18 protein-coding genes are annotated in these 15,436 nt (G+C 72.2%); 8 read left to right on the top strand and 10 right to left on the bottom strand.

Annotated elements, in window-relative coordinates:
* The first annotated feature begins 144 nt into the window (after window positions 1-144).
* The 3 genes from ACFYOH_RS17030 to ACFYOH_RS17020 all read left to right on the top strand — a co-directional run bounded on the left by ACFYOH_RS17030 (window position 145) and on the right by ACFYOH_RS17020 (window position 3,303).
* A complete protein-coding gene (locus tag ACFYOH_RS17030) occupies window positions 145-1,236 on the top strand; it encodes a PP2C family protein-serine/threonine phosphatase (protein WP_388626318.1) in 1,092 nt (363 codons plus the stop codon).
* Window positions 1,237-1,360: 124 nt separating this feature from the next.
* Window positions 1,361-2,701, top strand: coding sequence for a transcriptional regulator (locus ACFYOH_RS17025; protein ID WP_388626316.1), 1,341 nt, complete (start codon window positions 1,361-1,363; stop codon window positions 2,699-2,701).
* A gap of 65 nt (window positions 2,702-2,766) precedes the next feature.
* Window positions 2,767-3,303, top strand: coding sequence for an NUDIX hydrolase (locus ACFYOH_RS17020; RefSeq protein ID WP_365717301.1), 537 nt, complete (start codon window positions 2,767-2,769; stop codon window positions 3,301-3,303).
* Here ACFYOH_RS17020 and ACFYOH_RS17015 read toward each other — a convergent pair.
* Both ACFYOH_RS17015 and ACFYOH_RS17010 read right to left on the bottom strand, forming a co-directional pair.
* The gene (locus ACFYOH_RS17015; protein ID WP_388626314.1) at window positions 3,300-3,557 is read right to left on the bottom strand and encodes a hypothetical protein; all 258 of its coding nucleotides are present in this window, start codon (window positions 3,555-3,557) and stop codon (window positions 3,300-3,302) included. The two genes, ACFYOH_RS17020 and ACFYOH_RS17015, sit on opposite strands and share 4 nt — an antisense overlap.
* Window positions 3,558-3,705: 148 nt before the next feature.
* The gene (locus tag ACFYOH_RS17010) at window positions 3,706-4,581 is read right to left on the bottom strand and encodes a 3-hydroxybutyryl-CoA dehydrogenase (RefSeq protein ID WP_208901850.1); all 876 of its coding nucleotides are present in this window, start codon (window positions 4,579-4,581) and stop codon (window positions 3,706-3,708) included.
* Window positions 4,582-4,751: 170 nt separating this feature from the next.
* Between ACFYOH_RS17010 and ACFYOH_RS17005 the strand changes: the two genes are divergently transcribed.
* A complete protein-coding gene (locus tag ACFYOH_RS17005) occupies window positions 4,752-5,978 on the top strand; it encodes a glycoside hydrolase family 10 protein (protein ID WP_388626312.1) in 1,227 nt (408 codons plus the stop codon).
* Here ACFYOH_RS17005 and ACFYOH_RS17000 read toward each other — a convergent pair.
* Both ACFYOH_RS17000 and ACFYOH_RS16995 read right to left on the bottom strand, forming a co-directional pair.
* Window positions 5,948-6,169, bottom strand: a complete 222-nt coding sequence (locus ACFYOH_RS17000; RefSeq protein WP_388626310.1) for a DUF1918 domain-containing protein — start codon at window positions 6,167-6,169, stop codon at window positions 5,948-5,950. The two genes, ACFYOH_RS17005 and ACFYOH_RS17000, sit on opposite strands and share 31 nt — an antisense overlap.
* Before the next feature lie 20 nt (window positions 6,170-6,189).
* Window positions 6,190-7,101: a DMT family transporter gene (locus ACFYOH_RS16995; protein WP_388626308.1), complete on the bottom strand. Its 912-nt coding sequence runs from the start codon at window positions 7,099-7,101 to the stop codon at window positions 6,190-6,192.
* On the opposite strand from ACFYOH_RS16995, the gene ACFYOH_RS16990 reads away from it, so the two are divergent.
* Together ACFYOH_RS16990 and ACFYOH_RS16985 are read left to right on the top strand one after the other, a co-directional pair.
* Window positions 7,100-8,578, top strand: coding sequence for a PLP-dependent aminotransferase family protein (locus ACFYOH_RS16990; protein ID WP_388626306.1), 1,479 nt, complete (start codon window positions 7,100-7,102; stop codon window positions 8,576-8,578). The two genes, ACFYOH_RS16995 and ACFYOH_RS16990, sit on opposite strands and share 2 nt — an antisense overlap.
* A gap of 17 nt (window positions 8,579-8,595) precedes the next feature.
* Window positions 8,596-9,030, top strand: a complete 435-nt coding sequence (locus ACFYOH_RS16985) for a GNAT family N-acetyltransferase (RefSeq protein ID WP_388626305.1) — start codon at window positions 8,596-8,598, stop codon at window positions 9,028-9,030.
* Here ACFYOH_RS16985 and ACFYOH_RS16980 read toward each other — a convergent pair.
* Together ACFYOH_RS16980 and ACFYOH_RS16975 are read right to left on the bottom strand one after the other, a co-directional pair.
* A complete protein-coding gene (locus tag ACFYOH_RS16980; protein WP_388626304.1) occupies window positions 9,027-10,661 on the bottom strand; it encodes an IS200/IS605 family accessory protein TnpB-related protein in 1,635 nt (544 codons plus the stop codon). The two genes, ACFYOH_RS16985 and ACFYOH_RS16980, sit on opposite strands and share 4 nt — an antisense overlap.
* Entirely contained in the window at window positions 10,654-11,229 is a 576-nt protein-coding gene (locus ACFYOH_RS16975; RefSeq protein ID WP_388626302.1) for an IS607 family transposase, read from the bottom strand. The genes ACFYOH_RS16980 and ACFYOH_RS16975 overlap by 8 nt, the downstream gene beginning before the upstream one ends.
* Before the next feature lie 180 nt (window positions 11,230-11,409).
* Here ACFYOH_RS16975 and ACFYOH_RS16970 point away from each other — a divergent pair, with 180 nt between their 5' ends.
* Window positions 11,410-12,003: a histidine phosphatase family protein gene (locus ACFYOH_RS16970; RefSeq protein ID WP_388626300.1), complete on the top strand. Its 594-nt coding sequence runs from the start codon at window positions 11,410-11,412 to the stop codon at window positions 12,001-12,003.
* Here the strand turns inward: ACFYOH_RS16970 and ACFYOH_RS16965 are convergent.
* The 4 genes from ACFYOH_RS16965 to ACFYOH_RS16950 all read right to left on the bottom strand — a co-directional run bounded on the left by ACFYOH_RS16965 (window position 11,985) and on the right by ACFYOH_RS16950 (window position 14,648).
* Complete coding sequence (locus ACFYOH_RS16965) at window positions 11,985-12,437, bottom strand: DUF6314 family protein (RefSeq protein ID WP_388626298.1); 453 nt, start codon at window positions 12,435-12,437, stop codon at window positions 11,985-11,987. The genes ACFYOH_RS16970 and ACFYOH_RS16965 overlap by 19 nt on opposite strands.
* A gap of 67 nt (window positions 12,438-12,504) precedes the next feature.
* On the bottom strand, window positions 12,505-12,942 hold the full coding sequence (locus ACFYOH_RS16960) for a carboxymuconolactone decarboxylase family protein (protein WP_388626297.1): 438 nt from the start codon (window positions 12,940-12,942) through the stop codon (window positions 12,505-12,507).
* On the bottom strand, window positions 12,939-13,364 hold the full coding sequence (locus ACFYOH_RS16955) for a MerR family transcriptional regulator (protein ID WP_388626295.1): 426 nt from the start codon (window positions 13,362-13,364) through the stop codon (window positions 12,939-12,941). Before ACFYOH_RS16955 ends, ACFYOH_RS16960 begins: the two co-directional genes overlap by 4 nt.
* 51 nt (window positions 13,365-13,415) lie before the next feature.
* Entirely contained in the window at window positions 13,416-14,648 is a 1,233-nt protein-coding gene (locus ACFYOH_RS16950) for a cysteine desulfurase (protein WP_388626293.1), read from the bottom strand.
* 82 nt (window positions 14,649-14,730) lie between these two features.
* On the opposite strand from ACFYOH_RS16950, the gene ACFYOH_RS16945 reads away from it, so the two are divergent.
* On the top strand, window positions 14,731-15,333 hold the full coding sequence (locus tag ACFYOH_RS16945; protein WP_388626291.1) for an ABATE domain-containing protein: 603 nt from the start codon (window positions 14,731-14,733) through the stop codon (window positions 15,331-15,333).
* Window positions 15,334-15,436 lie beyond the last annotated feature (103 nt).

The following is a 15,436-nucleotide window of genomic DNA, read 5'->3' as shown; positions in this document are numbered from 1 at the left end:
TGCGGGTTGACCGACGCGGGCTCACTCGTTCGGGTGGGAACTGACGACGATCTGGCTCCTCGGGCCATGCCCTCGACAGAATCGGACCGGCCTTTCGGGGTCGGTCCGTCCGCTCTTTCAGGGCCCACATGGGGGACCAGAGGCATGATCCGCATCAAGGCACGGGCGCCCACCGCGCGGGGAGCGGTACTGCCCACGGTCTGGGGAGCCGTGGCGGTGGCCTACAAGTTCGGCTGCCCCCTGGCCCAGCAGAACGGGCTCGGCGCGCGCATCGTCACCAGCGCCGTCTTCTTCGCCGTCGGCACAGGGCTCATCGCCCATGTCCGCCGCGCGCTGCTGCGGGAGCTGCGGCAGGTCCGCCGGGTGGCGCGGGCCGCGCAGAGCGTCGTACTGCGGCCCCTGCCGCCACGCCTCGACGGGCTGAACATCGCCGCCGCCCAGCTGTCCGCGGACCGGGGCGCGAGCGTCGGCGGCGACCTGTACGAGGCGATCGCCACCGAGCACGGGGTGCGGGTGGTGATGGGCGACGTACGCGGGCACGGACTGGCCGCCCTCGGCACGGTCGCCGCGGTCCTCGGCAGCTTCCGCGAGGCCGCCCACGACGAGCCCGAACTCGGCGGCGTCCTCGGCCGGCTGGACCGGGCCCTCGCCCGGCACCTGCGCGAACGCGCCCGCGCCGAACACCCCGCGAAGGGCGGCCAGGACCCCGACCACCCGGTCGCCGAGGAGTTCGTCACCGTCCTGCTCCTGGAGATCGACCGCGACGGCCGGCTGCGCGTCCTCAACTGCGGTCACCCGTGGCCGTATCTGCTCAGTGGCCCGAGAGTCGAGCCGTTGACGCGCGTCGACCCGCTTCCGCCGCTGGGTCCGTTCCCGCTTCCGGCCGAGCTGGAGGCCGAGTCCCGCGGTCATCTGGTTCCAGGTGAGTCCCTGGTTCTCTTCACGGACGGAGTGGAGGACGCGCGGGACAGCCGGGGCCGGTTCTTCTCGCTGCCGGACACGCTGAGCGACCTCGTACGGGCTCATACCGTCTCTCCTCAGACGGTCCTGCGCAACGTTTTCACGGCGCTCCTGCACCACACGAGCGGCAGACTCACGGACGACATGGCGCTACTGGTCCTACGGAGCGATCGAACGCGGGGCGAGCGTTCCTGCCCGGGGGTGCGCCACCCCAGTAGTCGGCCCGGCCAAGCCACCGCTTTTCGAGGGGGAGCCGGCGGCTTGGCCGGCACCTAAGTCAATCGGTGCAGCACGCTGAGCGACAGCGCGTGTACAGCGCGGATGCACGTGTTCCGTTCACACCCCGTGTGAAGGCGAGCCCACTACGCTGAACGGCACCAGGCCACTCGGGGGGCATCCCATGCAGCCCAACACTCTGCTCGACGCGATCCTGGACGAGGCGGGGATCTCGCACGCCGGTCTCGCCGCCCACGTCAACCAGGCGGGCCGGAGACGGGGCCTCGCGCTCCGGTACGAACACACCGCCGTGGCACGGTGGTTGAAGGGTCAGCGGCCGCGCGGCCAGGTCCCCGACCTGATCTGCGAGGTGCTCGCCAGCCGCCTGCGCCGCCCCGTCACCCTCGACGACATCGGCCTGGGCGTGCCCGGCGAGCCCAGCACCCCGCACGCCGGCTCGCTGAACGGCTTCGTGGAGCGGGCGACGGCCCTGTGGCGCTCCGACGAACAGCAGCGGCCGCATGTGCTGGGCGCCCCCGCCGTCACCGGGACCCCGGCCGTGATGCCGGTGTGGGAGTGGGAGAACCCGCCTGAGGACGTCGATGTCTCCCGCGGCGGCCGGCACCGGGTCACCGCGGCCGACATCGAGATGCTGCGCGCCGCGCGGACGCATTACGAGCAGATGTACCGCAAGGCCGGCGGCATCGCCACCCGCACCCGGATCGTCGGCTTCCTCAACGCCGAGGCGGCGCCGCTGCTGCGCGGCAGCTACACCGACGCCACCGGACGCCAACTGCACCGCGCCACCGGCGGGTTGGTGGCGATCGCGGGCATCTGCGCGTACGACTCCGACGCCCACGGTCTCGCCCAGCGCTACTTCCACCAGGCGCTCCGGCTGGCAAAGGCCAGCGGCGACCGGGGACTTGGCGCGTACGTCATAGCGCTGCTGGTCAACCAGTCGCTGTTCATGCGGGAGTACCGGCAGGCCGTCGCCTTCGCCGAGGCCGCGCTGCGGGCCGCCGGCAAGCACATCACCCCGGCGCTCGCCTCCGACCTGTACGCGATGCAGGCCAAGGCGTACGCCCACCTCGGCGACTCCGCGGGGGCCCTGTCCTGCATCCGGCGCGCGGAGGCGGCGGCCGAGCGGATCCGGCGCGGCCACGAGCCCGACGAGACCGGCTATGTCCAGCCGGGCCTGGTCAATGTGCAGGTGGCCGAGGCGCTGCTGAGCCTGGGTGAGCTGTCCGCCGCCCGGGAGCACGCGGCGGCGGCCGTCGACAACCCGGCACACGACCGGGGGCGGGTGCACCGGCTCGCCATGCTCAGCACCATCGAGCTGCGCCAGGGCAACGCCGACAAGGCGGTGGCCGCCGCCGTGCAGATGGCCGAGCAGGCCCGCGGAATGGAGTCCCAGCGGCTGCGCGACAGACTGCGCGCGGTGCGCGAACACCTGGTGCGCTGTGGCTCGGCCGGCACCGCCGAAGCCGCCGAACTCATCGACGGGGCACTGCGCGTACCGCTGTAGGCCCCCTGTAGGTGCACAGTCCCTGCTGCGATATTGCCACTTACTCGGCGGAAGGTGGCAGAACCGTGCAGTGGACGAAGCAGAACGAACAAACCGTGTATGCAAACCGCTGGTTCAGCGTCAATCTCGCAGATGTCGAGCTGCCGGACGGCCGGCACCTGGACCACTTCCTGATCCGGCTGCGGCCGGTGGCCGTGGCCACCGTGGTCAACGAGGCCAACGAGGTGCTGCTGCTGTGGCGGCACCGCTTCATCACCGACAGCTGGGGCTGGGAGCTGGCCGCGGGCGTCGTCGAGGACGGCGAGGACATGGCGAGCGCGGCCGCCAGGGAACTGGAGGAGGAGACCGGCTGGCGGCCGGGGCCCCTGCACCACCTGATGAGCGTGGAGCCGTCCAACGGCCTCACCGACGCCCGGCACCACATCTACTGGTCCGACCGGGGTGAGTACATCGGGCATCCCGTGGACGACTTCGAGTCGGACCGCCGGGAATGGGTCCCCCTCAAACTCGTCCCGGACCTGATCGCCCGTGGGGAGGTCCCGGCCGCCAACATGGCGGCCGCGTTACTCCTGCTGCACCACCTCAGGCTCGCCGAGGGCTAGCGGGCCAGCGCCTGCCAGATGGTCACGAGGAGCGCGCCCAGGGAGGTGAGCGCGGCGAGCGAGGGCAGCGGCCAGCGTGCGTGTTCCAGCGAGTTCAGGCGGGTGTCCAGCTCGTCCAGTTCCTTGGCGGTCTCGTCGGTCCGGTGCCGCAGCAGCGCCAGCCCGCCCTCGACGTGTGCGTAGGCCACGTCGAGGCGGCGCCGTAACTCCGCGAGTTCTCCCCGGATCACGGGATGCTCCGGATGGGCGGTCACGTGTCCACTCCTTTCCGTAGTCGGACGTTGTTGCATCCCTTGCATGGGCATGAGGAGTCAACTCGCCCGGCGGACACGTGGGGAGCGTGTGCGACGGGCATATGCGTGCCCGTCGCACACACGGAGTGTGAAGCGCCGTTGTCCGTGATCAGCCGTAGGTGTAGAACCCCGAGCCGGTCTTCCGGCCCAGCCGGCCCGCCTCGACCATGCGCTGCAGCAGCGGGGGAGCGGCGTACAGGGGCTCCTTGTACTCGGCGTACATGCTGTTCGCGATGGAGACGATGGTGTCCAGGCCGATCAGGTCGGACAGCTTCAGCGGGCCCATCGGGTGGGCGCAGCCCATCTCCATGCCGTTGTCGATGTCCTCGCGGCTCGCGATGCCCGACTCGAACATCCGGATCGCGGAGAGCAGATAGGGCACGAGCAGCGCGTTGACCACGAAGCCGGAGCGGTCCTGGGCGCGGATGGCGTGCTTGCCGAGCACCTTCTCGGCGAAGACCTGGGCGCGGCTGAGGGTGCCCTCGGAGGTGGTGAGGGCCGGGATCAGCTCGACCAGCTGCTGCACCGGAGCCGGGTTGAAGAAGTGGATGCCCACCACGTGGTCCGGGCGGGAGGTGGCCACCGCCAGCTTCACCAGCGGGATCGAGGAGGTGTTGGAGGCGAGGATCGCGTCCGGGCGGGTCACCACCTGGTCGAGGACCTGGAAGATCTCCGTCTTCACCGGCTCGCTCTCCACCACGGCCTCGATCACCAGGTCGCGGTCCGCGAACTCGCCGAGGTCGGTGGTGAAGGTGAGCCGCGCCTGCGTGGCGTCCCGCTCCTCCTCGGTGATCTTGCCGCGCTCGGCGGCCTTGGCCAGGGAGCCGAACAGCCGGGTACGGCCGATCTCCAGGGCCTCGCCGGTCGTCTCGGCGACCTTCACGTCCAGTCCTGCGCGGGCGCACACCTCGGCGATGCCCGCGCCCATCTGGCCGCAGCCCACGACTCCGACGCGCGCAATGTCTCCCGCTGGGATGCCCGTCACATCGTCCCCTTCGCTGGTTCTCCGGCTCGCTGGCAGGACTCCGGGTTTCGGCGCCTGCTCCGATCGAGCACGTTACCGTCAAGTATCGATGATCGATCGGCGGGGTGGGGGCATCCTGGGGCGCGGAACGATCCGTGATGGAGCGGATCCGGAGCGTATGGGGTGCGCGGATGCGGCGACTCTCGCGGCGGGCCTTCACCACGGCGGCGCTGTCGGCGCTGGCCATGGCGCCGGGCCCGGCGGTGGCGGTGGATCGGCGGCCCCGGGCCGCCGCCGAGATGCGGGGCGTGTGGCTCGCCACCGTGTCCAACCGGGACTGGCCGTCCCGGCCCGGGCTCCCGGCCCACGTGCAACGCAAGGAGCTGATCGCCCATCTCGACAGGGCGGCCCGGGACCGGCTCAACACGGTGATCTTCCAGGTGCGGCCCACCGCCGACGCCCTGTGGCCGTCGCCGTACGAGCCCTGGTCCGAGTACCTGACCGGAACCCAGGGCCGGAGCCCCGGCTGGGACCCGCTGGGCACCGCGGTGCGGGAGGCCCACGCCCGAGGCCTGGAACTGCACGCCTGGTTCAACCCGTACCGGATCGCGAACCACACCGACCCCGGCCGGCTCGCCGCCTCGCACCCGGCGCGCACGCACCCCGACTGGGCGGTGCCCTACGGCGGGAGGCTCTACTACAACCCCGGCCTGCCCGAGGTCCGGGCCTTCGTCCAGCGGGCGATCCTCGACGCGGTCGCCAGGTACCCGGTCGACGCCGTCCACTTCGACGACTACTTCTATCCGTATCCGGTCCCGGGGCAGACCTTCGACGACGATGACGCCTACGACCGCTACGGCGGCGACTTCTCCAGCCGGGCCGGCTGGCGGCGGGACAACGTCAACAGGCTGGTGAAGGGGATGGCCGCCGGCATCAGGAAGGTGCGGCCCGGCACCCGGTTCGGGATCAGCCCGTTCGGGGTGTGGCGCAACGCCTCGACCGACCCGCGCGGTTCGGACACCCGGGCGGGCGCGCAGACGTACGACGACCTGTACGCGGACACCCGCACCTGGGTGCGCAGCCACTGGATCGACTACATCGTCCCGCAGCTGTACTGGCACATCGGCTTCGCCGCCGCCGACTACGCGAAGCTGGTCGCATGGTGGGCGGCGGTCGCGAAGGGCACGAAGACACACCTGTACATCGGCGAGGCCCTGTACCGGGCCGGGGCCGCCGGACAGCCCTCGGCCTGGCAGGACCCGGTCGAGCTGTCCCGGCACCTCACCCTCGCCGCCGGCTACCCGCAGGTGCGGGGGCATGTGTTCTTCGCCGCCGCGGACGTGGCGGCCGATCCCATCGGGGCGATGTCACGCGTGATCACCGACCACTACGGGCGATCGGCGAAGCCACCTCGCTGATTCCGCTCGTCCGGGTGCTTGACCTGGCAGTCGGGTCCGGGGGACATGATCGCCTCGTGTCCGTCCTGGAACCGGACGCGGTAGGGCGGGTTGCCCTCCTGACCCAGCACCTCGACGACTTCCGAGACCTGGTCGTGCTGACCGACCACCCTGCCGTGCTGGACAAGCCGGTCGCCCTTGGATGCGCGCATGTCGCAGACCCTCCTCACGATCACGACTGCTGGGTGACGGCGATGCACACGAGCACGGCGACGGCGGTCACCGGTGCGGCCGCCGTGAAGTGCTCGCCCAGCAGCAGCGCCGACCACACCAGTGTGAGCAGCGGCTGAGCCAACTGCAACTGGCTGGCCCGGGGGATGCCGATGACCGCCATGCCCCGGTACCAGACGACCAGGCCGAGGAACTGCGAGCCCAGCGCCACCCACAGCAGGCCGGCGATGCCGTGCCCGGTGAGCCGGACGGGCTCGTACGTCAGCGCCACCGCGGCGGCCGGCACGCTCAGCGGCAGGCACAGTACGAGCGCCCAGCCGATCACCTGCCAGCCCGGCATGATCCGGGCCAGCCGGCCGCCCTCGGTGTAGCCGGCCGCGCACACCAGCAGGGCCGCGAACAGATACCCGTCGGCGGCCGTGAGCGCGCCGCCGCTCTGCCCGACGGTGAAGGCGACCACGGCCGCGGCGCCCACCAGCGCGGCGGTCCAGAACCGGCGCGAGGGGCGGTTGCCGGTGCGCAGCGCGGAGAACACGGCCGTGGTCAGCGGCAGCAGCCCCACCACGACGGCGGCGTGCGCGGTGGTGGAGGTCTGCAGGGCGAGCGTCGTCAGCAGGGGGAAGCCGATCACGACACCGGCGGCGACGACGGCGAGACCCGGCAGATGCCGGCGCTCCGGCAGCGGTACCCGCAGCGCGAGGAGGCAGCCGCCCGCGACGAGCGCGGCGAGCGCACTGCGCACGGCCACCAGCGACCAGGGGCCGAAGCCCTGCAGACCCCATGCGGTGGCCGGGAAGGTCAGGGAGAAGGAGGCGACGCCGAGGGCGGCGAGACCGGTGCCGAGGCCGCGGCGCTCGTGGGGAGCGGTGACCGCTATCGGGCTCGGAGCAGTAGCGCTACTCTGTGTTCTCATGCACCAGCGTAGCAGCGTGAGTGATCTGGCAGAACAGCTCCGGCGAGACTTGGACCGCTACTCTCCCGGTGGAAAGCTCCCGTCGAGCCGGGCGCTCGTCGAGCGGTTCCATGTGAGCCCGGTGACCGTCTCGCGCGCCCTCGCCCAGCTGGCCGCCGAGGGGCTGGTGGTCACCCGGCCCGGCGCCGGCGCCTTCCGGGCCCGGCCGCGCGCGCAGCAGACCCCTGCCGGGGACACCTCCTGGCAGGAGGTCGCGCTGAGCGCCGACGGCGCCGCCGAGCTCGTACCGCGCACGGTGGACGCCTCCGGGGTCACGGTCTCCCTGGCCGCGCCGCCGCCCGGCGTGCTGGAGTTCAACGGCGGCTATCTCCATCCCTCCCTCCAGCCCGAGCGGGCCATGGCGGCGGCGCTCGCCCGGGCCGGGCGGCGGCCGGGCGCCTGGGAGAGGCCGCCGCTGGAGGGGCTGCCGGAGCTGCGGGAGTGGTTCGCGCGCGGGATCGGCGGGGGCGTCACCGCGGCCGAGGTGCTGATCGCGGCCGGCGGCCAGTCCGCGCTGGCCACCGCCCTGCGTGCGCTCGCCCCGCCCGGCGCCCCCGTCCTGGTCGAGTCGCCCACCTACCCCGGCATGCTGGCCCTCGCCCGCGCCGCCGGACTCCGCCCCGTCCCGGTGCCCGTCGACCCCGACGGGGTGCGCCCGGAACTGCTCGCCGACGCCTTCCGGGCCAGCGGTGCCCGGGTGTTCGTCTGCCAGCCCCTGTTCCAGAACCCCACCGGCGCCGTCCTGGCCCCCGACCGGCGCGCCGAGGTGCTGCGCATCGCCCGCGAGGCCGGCGCCTTCGTCATCGAGGACGACTTCGTACGGCGTCTGGTGCACGCCGACGCGGGCCCGCTGCCCCGCCCCCTGGCCGCCGACGACCCGGACGGCGTGGTCGTGCACGTCGGCTCGCTGACGAAGGCGACCTCGCCCAGCTTCCGGGTGAGCGCCCTGGCCGCGCGCGGCCCGGTGCTGGAACGCCTGCGCGCCATCCAGGTCGTGGACAGCTTCTTCGTCCCCCGGCCGTTGCAGGAGGCTGCCCTGGAACTCGTCGGCTCCCCGGCCTGGCCCCGCCATCTGCGCGCGCTGTCGGCCGAGTTGAAGGACCGCCGCGACGCCATGACGGCAGCGCTCGCCCTGCACCTGCCCGAACTCGCCCTGCCGCACGTCCCGTCCGGCGGCTACCACCTCTGGCTCCGGCTGCCCGACCGGACCGACGAGTCCGCCCTCACCGCGGCCGGCCTGCGCGCGGGCGTCGCCCTCACCCCCGGCCGCCCCTACTTCAGCGCCGAACCCCCCGCGGCCCACCTCCGCCTGAGCTTCGCTGCGGTCGCCGGCACCGGGGAGATCACGGAGGGGGTACGGCGGCTGCGGACGGCCTGTGACGAGGCGTTCCAGGGCCTGCGCGGCGCGCCGAAAGCCGTTCGACCGGCGCCGCGTTGACCTGCGAGGATCACGTCATGGACAGCACACCCCGCCTCCCCGACGGCTACGAGTTCTCCGCCGACCCCGCCCGCGTCGACGTCGACCGGGTCCACGGCTGGCTGTCGACCGACGCCTACTGGGCGATGGGCCGGCCCCGCGAGAAGCACGAGCGGGCGATGGCGGGCTCACTGAACTTCGGGGTGTACGAGCGGGCCTCGGGCGCGCAGGTGGCGTACGCGCGCGTGGTCACCGACCAGGCGCTGTTCGCCTGGCTCGCCGATGTGTACGTGGACCCCTCGGTGCGCGGCAAGGGCGTCGGCACGGCCTTCGTCGGCCACATCCGCGACCACCTGAAGCCGTACGGACTGCGCCGCATCCTGCTCAGCACACACGACGCGCACGGCGTGTACGAGAAGCTGGGCTTCCGCCCGCTGGACCGCCCCGACAAGTGGATGGTCCACCGTTCCTAGTCAGTGAGCAGGAGTGAGTCTTGGACCCACGCCTGGTCACTGCGGACACCCCGAACGGTTTTGGATGTCCTGGTCGCCCGCGTACTCGCCGCGTCCGGCGGCACGGATCGTGTCCGTGGTCCGGGGATGCGGGGGCGGGGTTCCTCACGCCCAGGGGCACGCCGGTCGGCCTGGACGGTCCGATGCCCGTGCGCATCCCTCTGGTGTGCACGGGGCGGTGTCGTCCGCCGCCGGATCGGGTGCCCCTGGGCGCGTCGTCCGATCGCGATGCTCGCCGCATCGTGCCGGGTGGTCTTACGGGTGGGGCCGGCCATCGGCTTTTGCCAGTGCTGGACGCCCCACCTGCTGGTGTAGGCCGGGTCCACGGCGATGATCGCGATGCCGGTGGCGTCGGCCATGGAGGTCAACCGGGCGCGGAGCCTACCGGTCGGCATGCCGGAGATGAGCTGCCGGAATCGGCGCTTGCGCCCGTGCTTCTCTCTGGTCTTCTCGGCCTGGAAGTCGAGGTCTTCGACCGCGATGGCCTTGACGCCGCAGCTCTTGGCCCAGTTCAGCAGCCGTGTAAGAGCGTGCCGTACCTGGGCGTCGCGGTGCTGGGCGGTGCCGGACAGGTCATAGAAGAACCGGCGCGGCCGGCCGATCGGGTTGCCGTGTGTGTCCAGGCGCCATGCGGCGAGGTGGTCGGCATTGGTGTCCACGCCGATCACGCCATCGGCGAGGGCGGCTTCGAGTGGGGTGGTCCTGGTGGGAGGGATCTGCCAGGAGGCGTCCACGTACCAGCGCCCGCGGCCCGTGTCGTAGTGGATGCGGTAGGCCACGGCCCGGTTCGCCTCCACGCGGTCGGCCCACTCCTGCCCCCGGTGAGGGAACCGCGCCTGCGCAGCGAGGATGTACCGGCCGTGCTTGGCGTTCGCCAGGTCGGCGAGCGGGGCCGGGAGCTTGAGCGACACTTCGCCCTCAGGCGTGATGCGGATCGTCTCGTTGCCGAACCTTTTCCCCGACTCGCCGTCCGCCTGGAGGAACCAGCGCCCGGCTTCCCACCGCTCACGCCACTCGGCCTCGGTGAGCTGTGCCTTGTCGAGGTTGTGGCGGGTGCCCAGCAGACGTTTGCCGCCACGCACGACATGCACCCGGCCCGCTTCCCGCTCGGCCCGAACCTTCTCGAGCCGGTCCTCCAGCACATGCAGCCGCCGCGTCTTGTGGAACCACTCGTGCGCGGAGCGGTAGCCGCCCGGAGCCCGCTTGGTGCCCTTCTCCCCGACCGGCAGCGACAGCCGGTGCCGGATCGTCGTGATACCGGCTTCGAGGGACTGCACGTGTGCGGCCTGGCCGCGCCGGGCGAGTGCCCACTGGTCATGCGTGGCCTTCGTGATCGACCCGGCCCACCTGGACGACGACTTCGCCGTCAGGACCCTCTTACGGGCCGCCCATGACTCGGTGGAGTGCTCCAGGCCGTCCATGCAACGCGCTGTGAGGTCCTTCGAGGCGAGCGAGCCCAGGTGCGCCCCCACCAAGCGCAGAACCCTCTCATCCTCATCCTCGGGCGTGAGGCCCCCCAACCGGGCGCGGATCGCCACACCGGACGGGCCGAGAGCCACGAACGGCGCGGCAATCGGGCGGAGGTCAGCCATGTTCGGCGGCCTCCAGTGCCTTGCGGGCGCGGTTCTTCGCCGACCTGCGCCCGTACAGGCGGGCGCAGAACGAGGTCAGCACCTCCACCATGTCCCGCACCAGGTCGTCTTCGACCTCGCCGTCGTCCAGGACCAGCAGGCGACGGCCCGTCGCGGACAAGGCGGCCTCGACAAGCTCGACGTTCATCCGGCCGAGCCGGTCCTTGTGCTCCACCACCACGCAGGTCACGTGCGGGTCGGCCAGCAGCCGCCGGGCCTTGGAACGGCAGCCGTTCATCCCGGAAGCGATCTCCGCCTCGACACGAACGACTCGGTGACCGGCCTTCGCCGCCCACGCCGACAGCCGAGCGACCTGGCGTTCCAGATCGGTCTTCTGATCGTGCGAGGACACGCGGGCATATAGGCCCAGACCGCCGATGGCTTCGGGCGTGGCGTTCGCGTCGATGTTCACCAGGATCGTGCGTGGCCCGACCCGCTGAGCCGGTACCGGCAACGTCCCCTCACGAAACCAGCGATACGCGGTCTGCGGATGCACACTCTGCGTCTTCGCCCATTCCGTCAGATTCACACTCTGACAACGACACTCACTCATACATGGTTACGCTCACTCACCCGACTTCGAGGACCAGCAGGTGGAGACCCCTTCGAGCCGGAGTGAGCGGCCGCGTCCGAGTGACCGGGCGCACACAGACCGTACTCACAGCGGCCACCCCTTGACCTCTGCTCACTCCAGGCACACCATCACCGCATGCCACTGAGGGTGACGTTCGTCGCCGCCGCACGCAGCACCCCGCTGCTCGCGGAGCGCTTCGACGACGACCGGCCGCTGGACCAGGCCGGCTGGGACGAGGTGCAGCGCGCCGCCGGTGACCTGCTGCCGCTGGCGGCCGCCGAGCTGCGGTACTGCTCGCCGACCCCGCGCAGCCGGGCCACCGGCGACGCGCTCGGGTACGCCCCGCTGGCCCAGCTGGCGCTGCGCGACTGCGACATGGGCCGCTGGCGTGGACTGACCCTGGGCGAGGCGATGGCCCGCGAGCCGGACGCCGTGGACGCCTGGCTCGCCGACCCGCGCGCCACCCCGCACGGCGGCGAGTCCCTGCTGGGCTTCATCTCCCGGGTCGGCGGCTGGCTGGACACCCGGCCGGCCGAGGACGGCGGCCGGATCGTCGCCGTCGCCGAGCCCGCCGTGATCCGCGCCGCCCTGGTCTACGCCCTGAAGGCACCGCCCTCGACCTACTGGAACATCGACGTGCGCCCGCTGTCCACGACCACCGTCACCGGCCGCGCGGGCCGCTGGAACCTCCGCCTCGACGCCGTGTCGGCTCAGCCCTCGCGCACATAGTCCGTGGTCAGCACCAGATCCTTCGCCGGGCCGCCGACCCGCCAGACCGAGCGCCAGCGGTCGGCGTCCCGGACGGTGAACTCGCCCCGGTAGAGGTCGGCCGCGCACGGGTGCTCGGCGACATACCGCCCCGAAGTCAGGTCCAGCGCGTGGAAGGGCCGCCCGTCCGCGAACCGCACGTCCGCCGTGCCCGGCGTGGAGCCCGGCAGAAACCGCAGCGTGCGGGTGGCGGGGCGGGCCACGCCCTGCCAGGTGAACGTGCCGGACTCCTCGTGGAGCAGGCCTCCGGCCTCCAGCGCGGTGAAGACGGTCGCCCCTGAGAAGTGCCCTTCCGCCCCGCTCGCGAGGTCTCGCACGCGGCGCTCGACCAGCCAGCGGCCGGCCAGATGGGCCAGCACATCGGGGACCGGCCGGTACCGGGGCTGCACATCCATGAGGCGAGCTTACGGGCTACCGTGCCCGCCATGACCTCCCCGGCGAACTCGATCACGTTCCTCAGGATCAAGCAGAAGTAGAGCCGTCCGGCGCGGGCCGCTGCGCGAGCGGCGGCAGCCCGCGCTCGGTGAAGACCTTCTTCGCCACGAAGGTCGCGTTCAGCGCCTTCGGGAAACCGCAGTACCCGGCCGAGTGCAGCAGCGCCTCGACGATCTCCTCGGGTGTGAGCCCCACGTTCAGCGCCGCGTTGATGTGCACCTCCAGCTGGGGCTCGCAGCCGCCGAGCGCGGTCAGCATGCCCAGGGTGACCAACTGGCGGTCGCGGGGCGGGAGTCCGGGCCGGTCGTAGATCTCGCCGAAGCCCCAGGCGACGATCTGGTGCCCCAGCTCGGGGCTGATGTCGGCGAGCGAGTCGATGACCCGCTGCCCCGCCTCACCGTCGACGGACCGCAGGACCTCCAGGCCATGGGCGAAGCGCTCGTCACGGGTGGTGCTCTGGTTCATGTCCGCTCGTCCGTTCCCGGCCGCCCGTCGTGGAGCAGCCCTTCGTAGTGTGCGATCTTGTCGTCCAGCGCGGACGCGTTGCGCCGCAGCGCCCGCATCCGCTCGGCCAGGTCGGCGCGGTGCTCGCGGAGCATCGCCAGCCGGTCGGCGACCGTGGCGTCCCCCTCCGCCCGCAGCCGTGCGTAGCGCTGCATGTCGCTGATGGGCATGCCGGTCCCGCGCAGCCGCAGCAGGAATTCCAGCCAGGCCAGGTCCGCCGTCCGGTAGCGGCGCTGGTTGCCGGTGGTCCGGCCCACCCGCTCGATCAGGCCGGCCTTCTCGTAGTAGCGCAGGGTGTCCTGCGAGAGGCCCGTGCGCTCGGCGACCTGGGCAATGGTCAACGACGGTTCCCGGTCCTGCGGGAGGGGCTGTCCGCTGGTCATGACAAGAACGGTAGAACCTGGAGCGCGCTCCAGGTCAAGCCCGGTCTGCGATCATCCGCCGAAGTACCTCTGAGCTGCCCGGACACCCTCCACCAGGGCGTCCACCTCGGCCGGTGTGTTGTAGACGTAGAAGCTCGCCCGGGTCGTCGCCGGGATGCCGTACCGCTTGACGATCGGCCGGGCGCAGTGATGGCCGACGCGGACGGCCACGCCCCGCTCGTCCAGCACCTGGCCCACGTCGTGCGGGTGGATGCCGTCGACCGTGAAGGAGACCGCCGACCCCCGGTCCGTGAGCTCGGTGGGGCCGACGATCCGGACGCCGGGCACCTCGGTCAGCAGGTCCAGGGCGCGGGCGGTGAGCGTGTCCTCGTACGCCGCCACCTCCGCCATGCCGAGCCGCTCCAGATACTCCACGGCCGCCGCGAGCCCCACCGCCTGCGAGGTCATCGGCACGCCCGCCTCGAAGCGCTGCGGCGGCGGCAGGAAGGTGGTGCGGTCCATCTCCACGATCTCGATCATCGAGCCGCCGGTCAGGAACGGCGGCAGTCCGGCGAGCAGGTCCGCGCGGCCCCACAGCACGCCGACGCCGTTCGGGCCGAGCATCTTGTGCCCGGAGAAGGCGAGGAAGTCCGCGCCCAGCTCCGTCACGTCGACCGGGCGGTGTGGCACGGACTGGGCGCCGTCCACGACCACCAGGGTGCCGAACGCGTGTGCGCGGTCGGCGAGTTCGCGCACCGGGTTGAGGGTGCCGAGCACATTGGACTGGTGGCTGAGGGCGAGCACCTTGGTGCGCTCGTCCAGCAGTTCCCCGGCCCGGGACAGATCGAGCCGGCCGTCGTCGGTGAGCCCGAACCAGTCGAGGCTCGCCCCGGTCCGCTCGGCGAGCTGCTGCCAGGGGACCAGATTCGCGTGGTGCTCCATCTCCGTCACCACGATCCGGTCGCCCGGGCCGAGCCGGCCGGCGTTGCCCAGCGCGTAGGCGACGAGGTTGATGCCCTCGGTGGTGTTGCGGGTGAAGACCACCTCGTCGGCGGCGGCGCCGATGAACCGGGCCACCGTCTGCCGGGCCTGCTCGTACGCCTCCGTCGCCTCGCCCGCCAGCTGGTGCGCGCCGCGGTGCACGGCCGCGTTGCGGTGCAGGTAGAAGTCCCGCTCGGCGTCGAGGACCTGGAGCGGTTTCTGAGTGGTGGCGCCGGAGTCCAGGTAGACGAGCGGGGCGCCGCCGTCCAGGGTCCGCTGCAGGATCGGGAAGTCCTGGCGCAGCACGTCCACGTCGAAGGCCACGGCGGCTCACCTCTCACGGTTTCGATTGCGATTCTCCATGAGTCACGCTAAGTCCTCCTCACGGAGAACCGCAAGGATTACCATGAGAGCCGTGGATCACGAGGCCCCCGTCTACCTGCACCAGCTCCCGGTCCCGGGCGAGGACCGGTATGTCTCGCTGGCGCTGGTCAACACGCGCTTCACCGTCAGTCACGGCCAGGTCGACCTGCTCGACGACACCGAGGCGGCACATCTCTGGCTCGTCCGGCACGAGCTGCTGCCCGACCGGGTGGTGATCAACGGTCGGCAGTCCGGCCGGCTGCGCACCCTGCGCGAGGGGCTGCGCGCGCTCTTCGAGGCCCGGGTCGCCGCGGCACTCCCGCCCGCCGACGCCCTCGACACCCTCAACGCCGCGCTCGCCGCGGCGCCCGCCACCCCCCGGCTCGCCTGGACCGCCGACGGCCCCCTCCGCGCCGACCTCCCCGACACCGGAAACCCGGCCGCCGCCGCGCTCTCGCTGCTTGCCGAGGACGCTGCCGACCTGCTCACCGGCGCCGACGCGGGACAGCTCACCGAGTGCGCCGCCCAGGGCTGCGCCCGCTGGTTCCTGCGCTCGCACGGCGCCCGCCGCTGGTGCACCACCAAGTGCGGCAATCGGGTCCGGGCCGCCCGCGCCTACGCCGCCCGCAGGGCCGGGTCGCCCTAGCGTTTCTCGCCTCCGCCGCGGCCGCCTTGGCCTGGCTGCTGCTCACCTTGCGCCCCGCTGGTGGGTCGCCGGACTGCTCGGCGCCTCCTACGCGCTGTGCGGT

Source organism: Streptomyces sp. NPDC007856 (assembly GCF_042868225.1).
In the GTDB taxonomy this organism is placed as follows: Bacteria; Actinomycetota; Actinomycetes; order Streptomycetales; family Streptomycetaceae; genus Streptomyces.
The sequence above is the reverse complement of the archived record's forward strand: the minus strand, read 5'-3'. Positions and strand labels throughout refer to the sequence as shown.

Bases quoted from the DNA above. Each gene is read 5' to 3' on its own strand.
- ACFYOH_RS17030 (WP_388626318.1), top strand. From the start codon at position 145: ATGATCCGCATCAAGGCACGGGCGCCCACCGCGCGGGGAGCGGTACTG.
- ACFYOH_RS17025 (WP_388626316.1), top strand. From the start codon at position 1,361: ATGCAGCCCAACACTCTGCTCGACGCGATCCTGGACGAGGCGGGGATC.
- ACFYOH_RS17005 (WP_388626312.1), top strand. From the start codon at position 4,752: ATGCGGCGACTCTCGCGGCGGGCCTTCACCACGGCGGCGCTGTCGGCG.
- ACFYOH_RS17000 (WP_388626310.1), bottom strand. From the start codon at position 6,169: ATGCGCGCATCCAAGGGCGACCGGCTTGTCCAGCACGGCAGGGTGGTC.
- ACFYOH_RS16990 (WP_388626306.1), top strand. From the start codon at position 7,100: ATGCACCAGCGTAGCAGCGTGAGTGATCTGGCAGAACAGCTCCGGCGA.
- ACFYOH_RS16995 (WP_388626308.1), bottom strand. From the start codon at position 7,101: ATGAGAACACAGAGTAGCGCTACTGCTCCGAGCCCGATAGCGGTCACC.
- ACFYOH_RS16985 (WP_388626305.1), top strand. From the start codon at position 8,596: ATGGACAGCACACCCCGCCTCCCCGACGGCTACGAGTTCTCCGCCGAC.
- ACFYOH_RS16980 (WP_388626304.1), bottom strand. From the start codon at position 10,661: ATGGCTGACCTCCGCCCGATTGCCGCGCCGTTCGTGGCTCTCGGCCCG.
- ACFYOH_RS16970 (WP_388626300.1), top strand. From the start codon at position 11,410: ATGCCACTGAGGGTGACGTTCGTCGCCGCCGCACGCAGCACCCCGCTG.
- ACFYOH_RS16965 (WP_388626298.1), bottom strand. From the start codon at position 12,437: ATGGATGTGCAGCCCCGGTACCGGCCGGTCCCCGATGTGCTGGCCCAT.
- ACFYOH_RS16960 (WP_388626297.1), bottom strand. From the start codon at position 12,942: ATGAACCAGAGCACCACCCGTGACGAGCGCTTCGCCCATGGCCTGGAG.
- ACFYOH_RS16955 (WP_388626295.1), bottom strand. From the start codon at position 13,364: ATGACCAGCGGACAGCCCCTCCCGCAGGACCGGGAACCGTCGTTGACC.
- ACFYOH_RS16945 (WP_388626291.1), top strand. From the start codon at position 14,731: ATGAGAGCCGTGGATCACGAGGCCCCCGTCTACCTGCACCAGCTCCCG.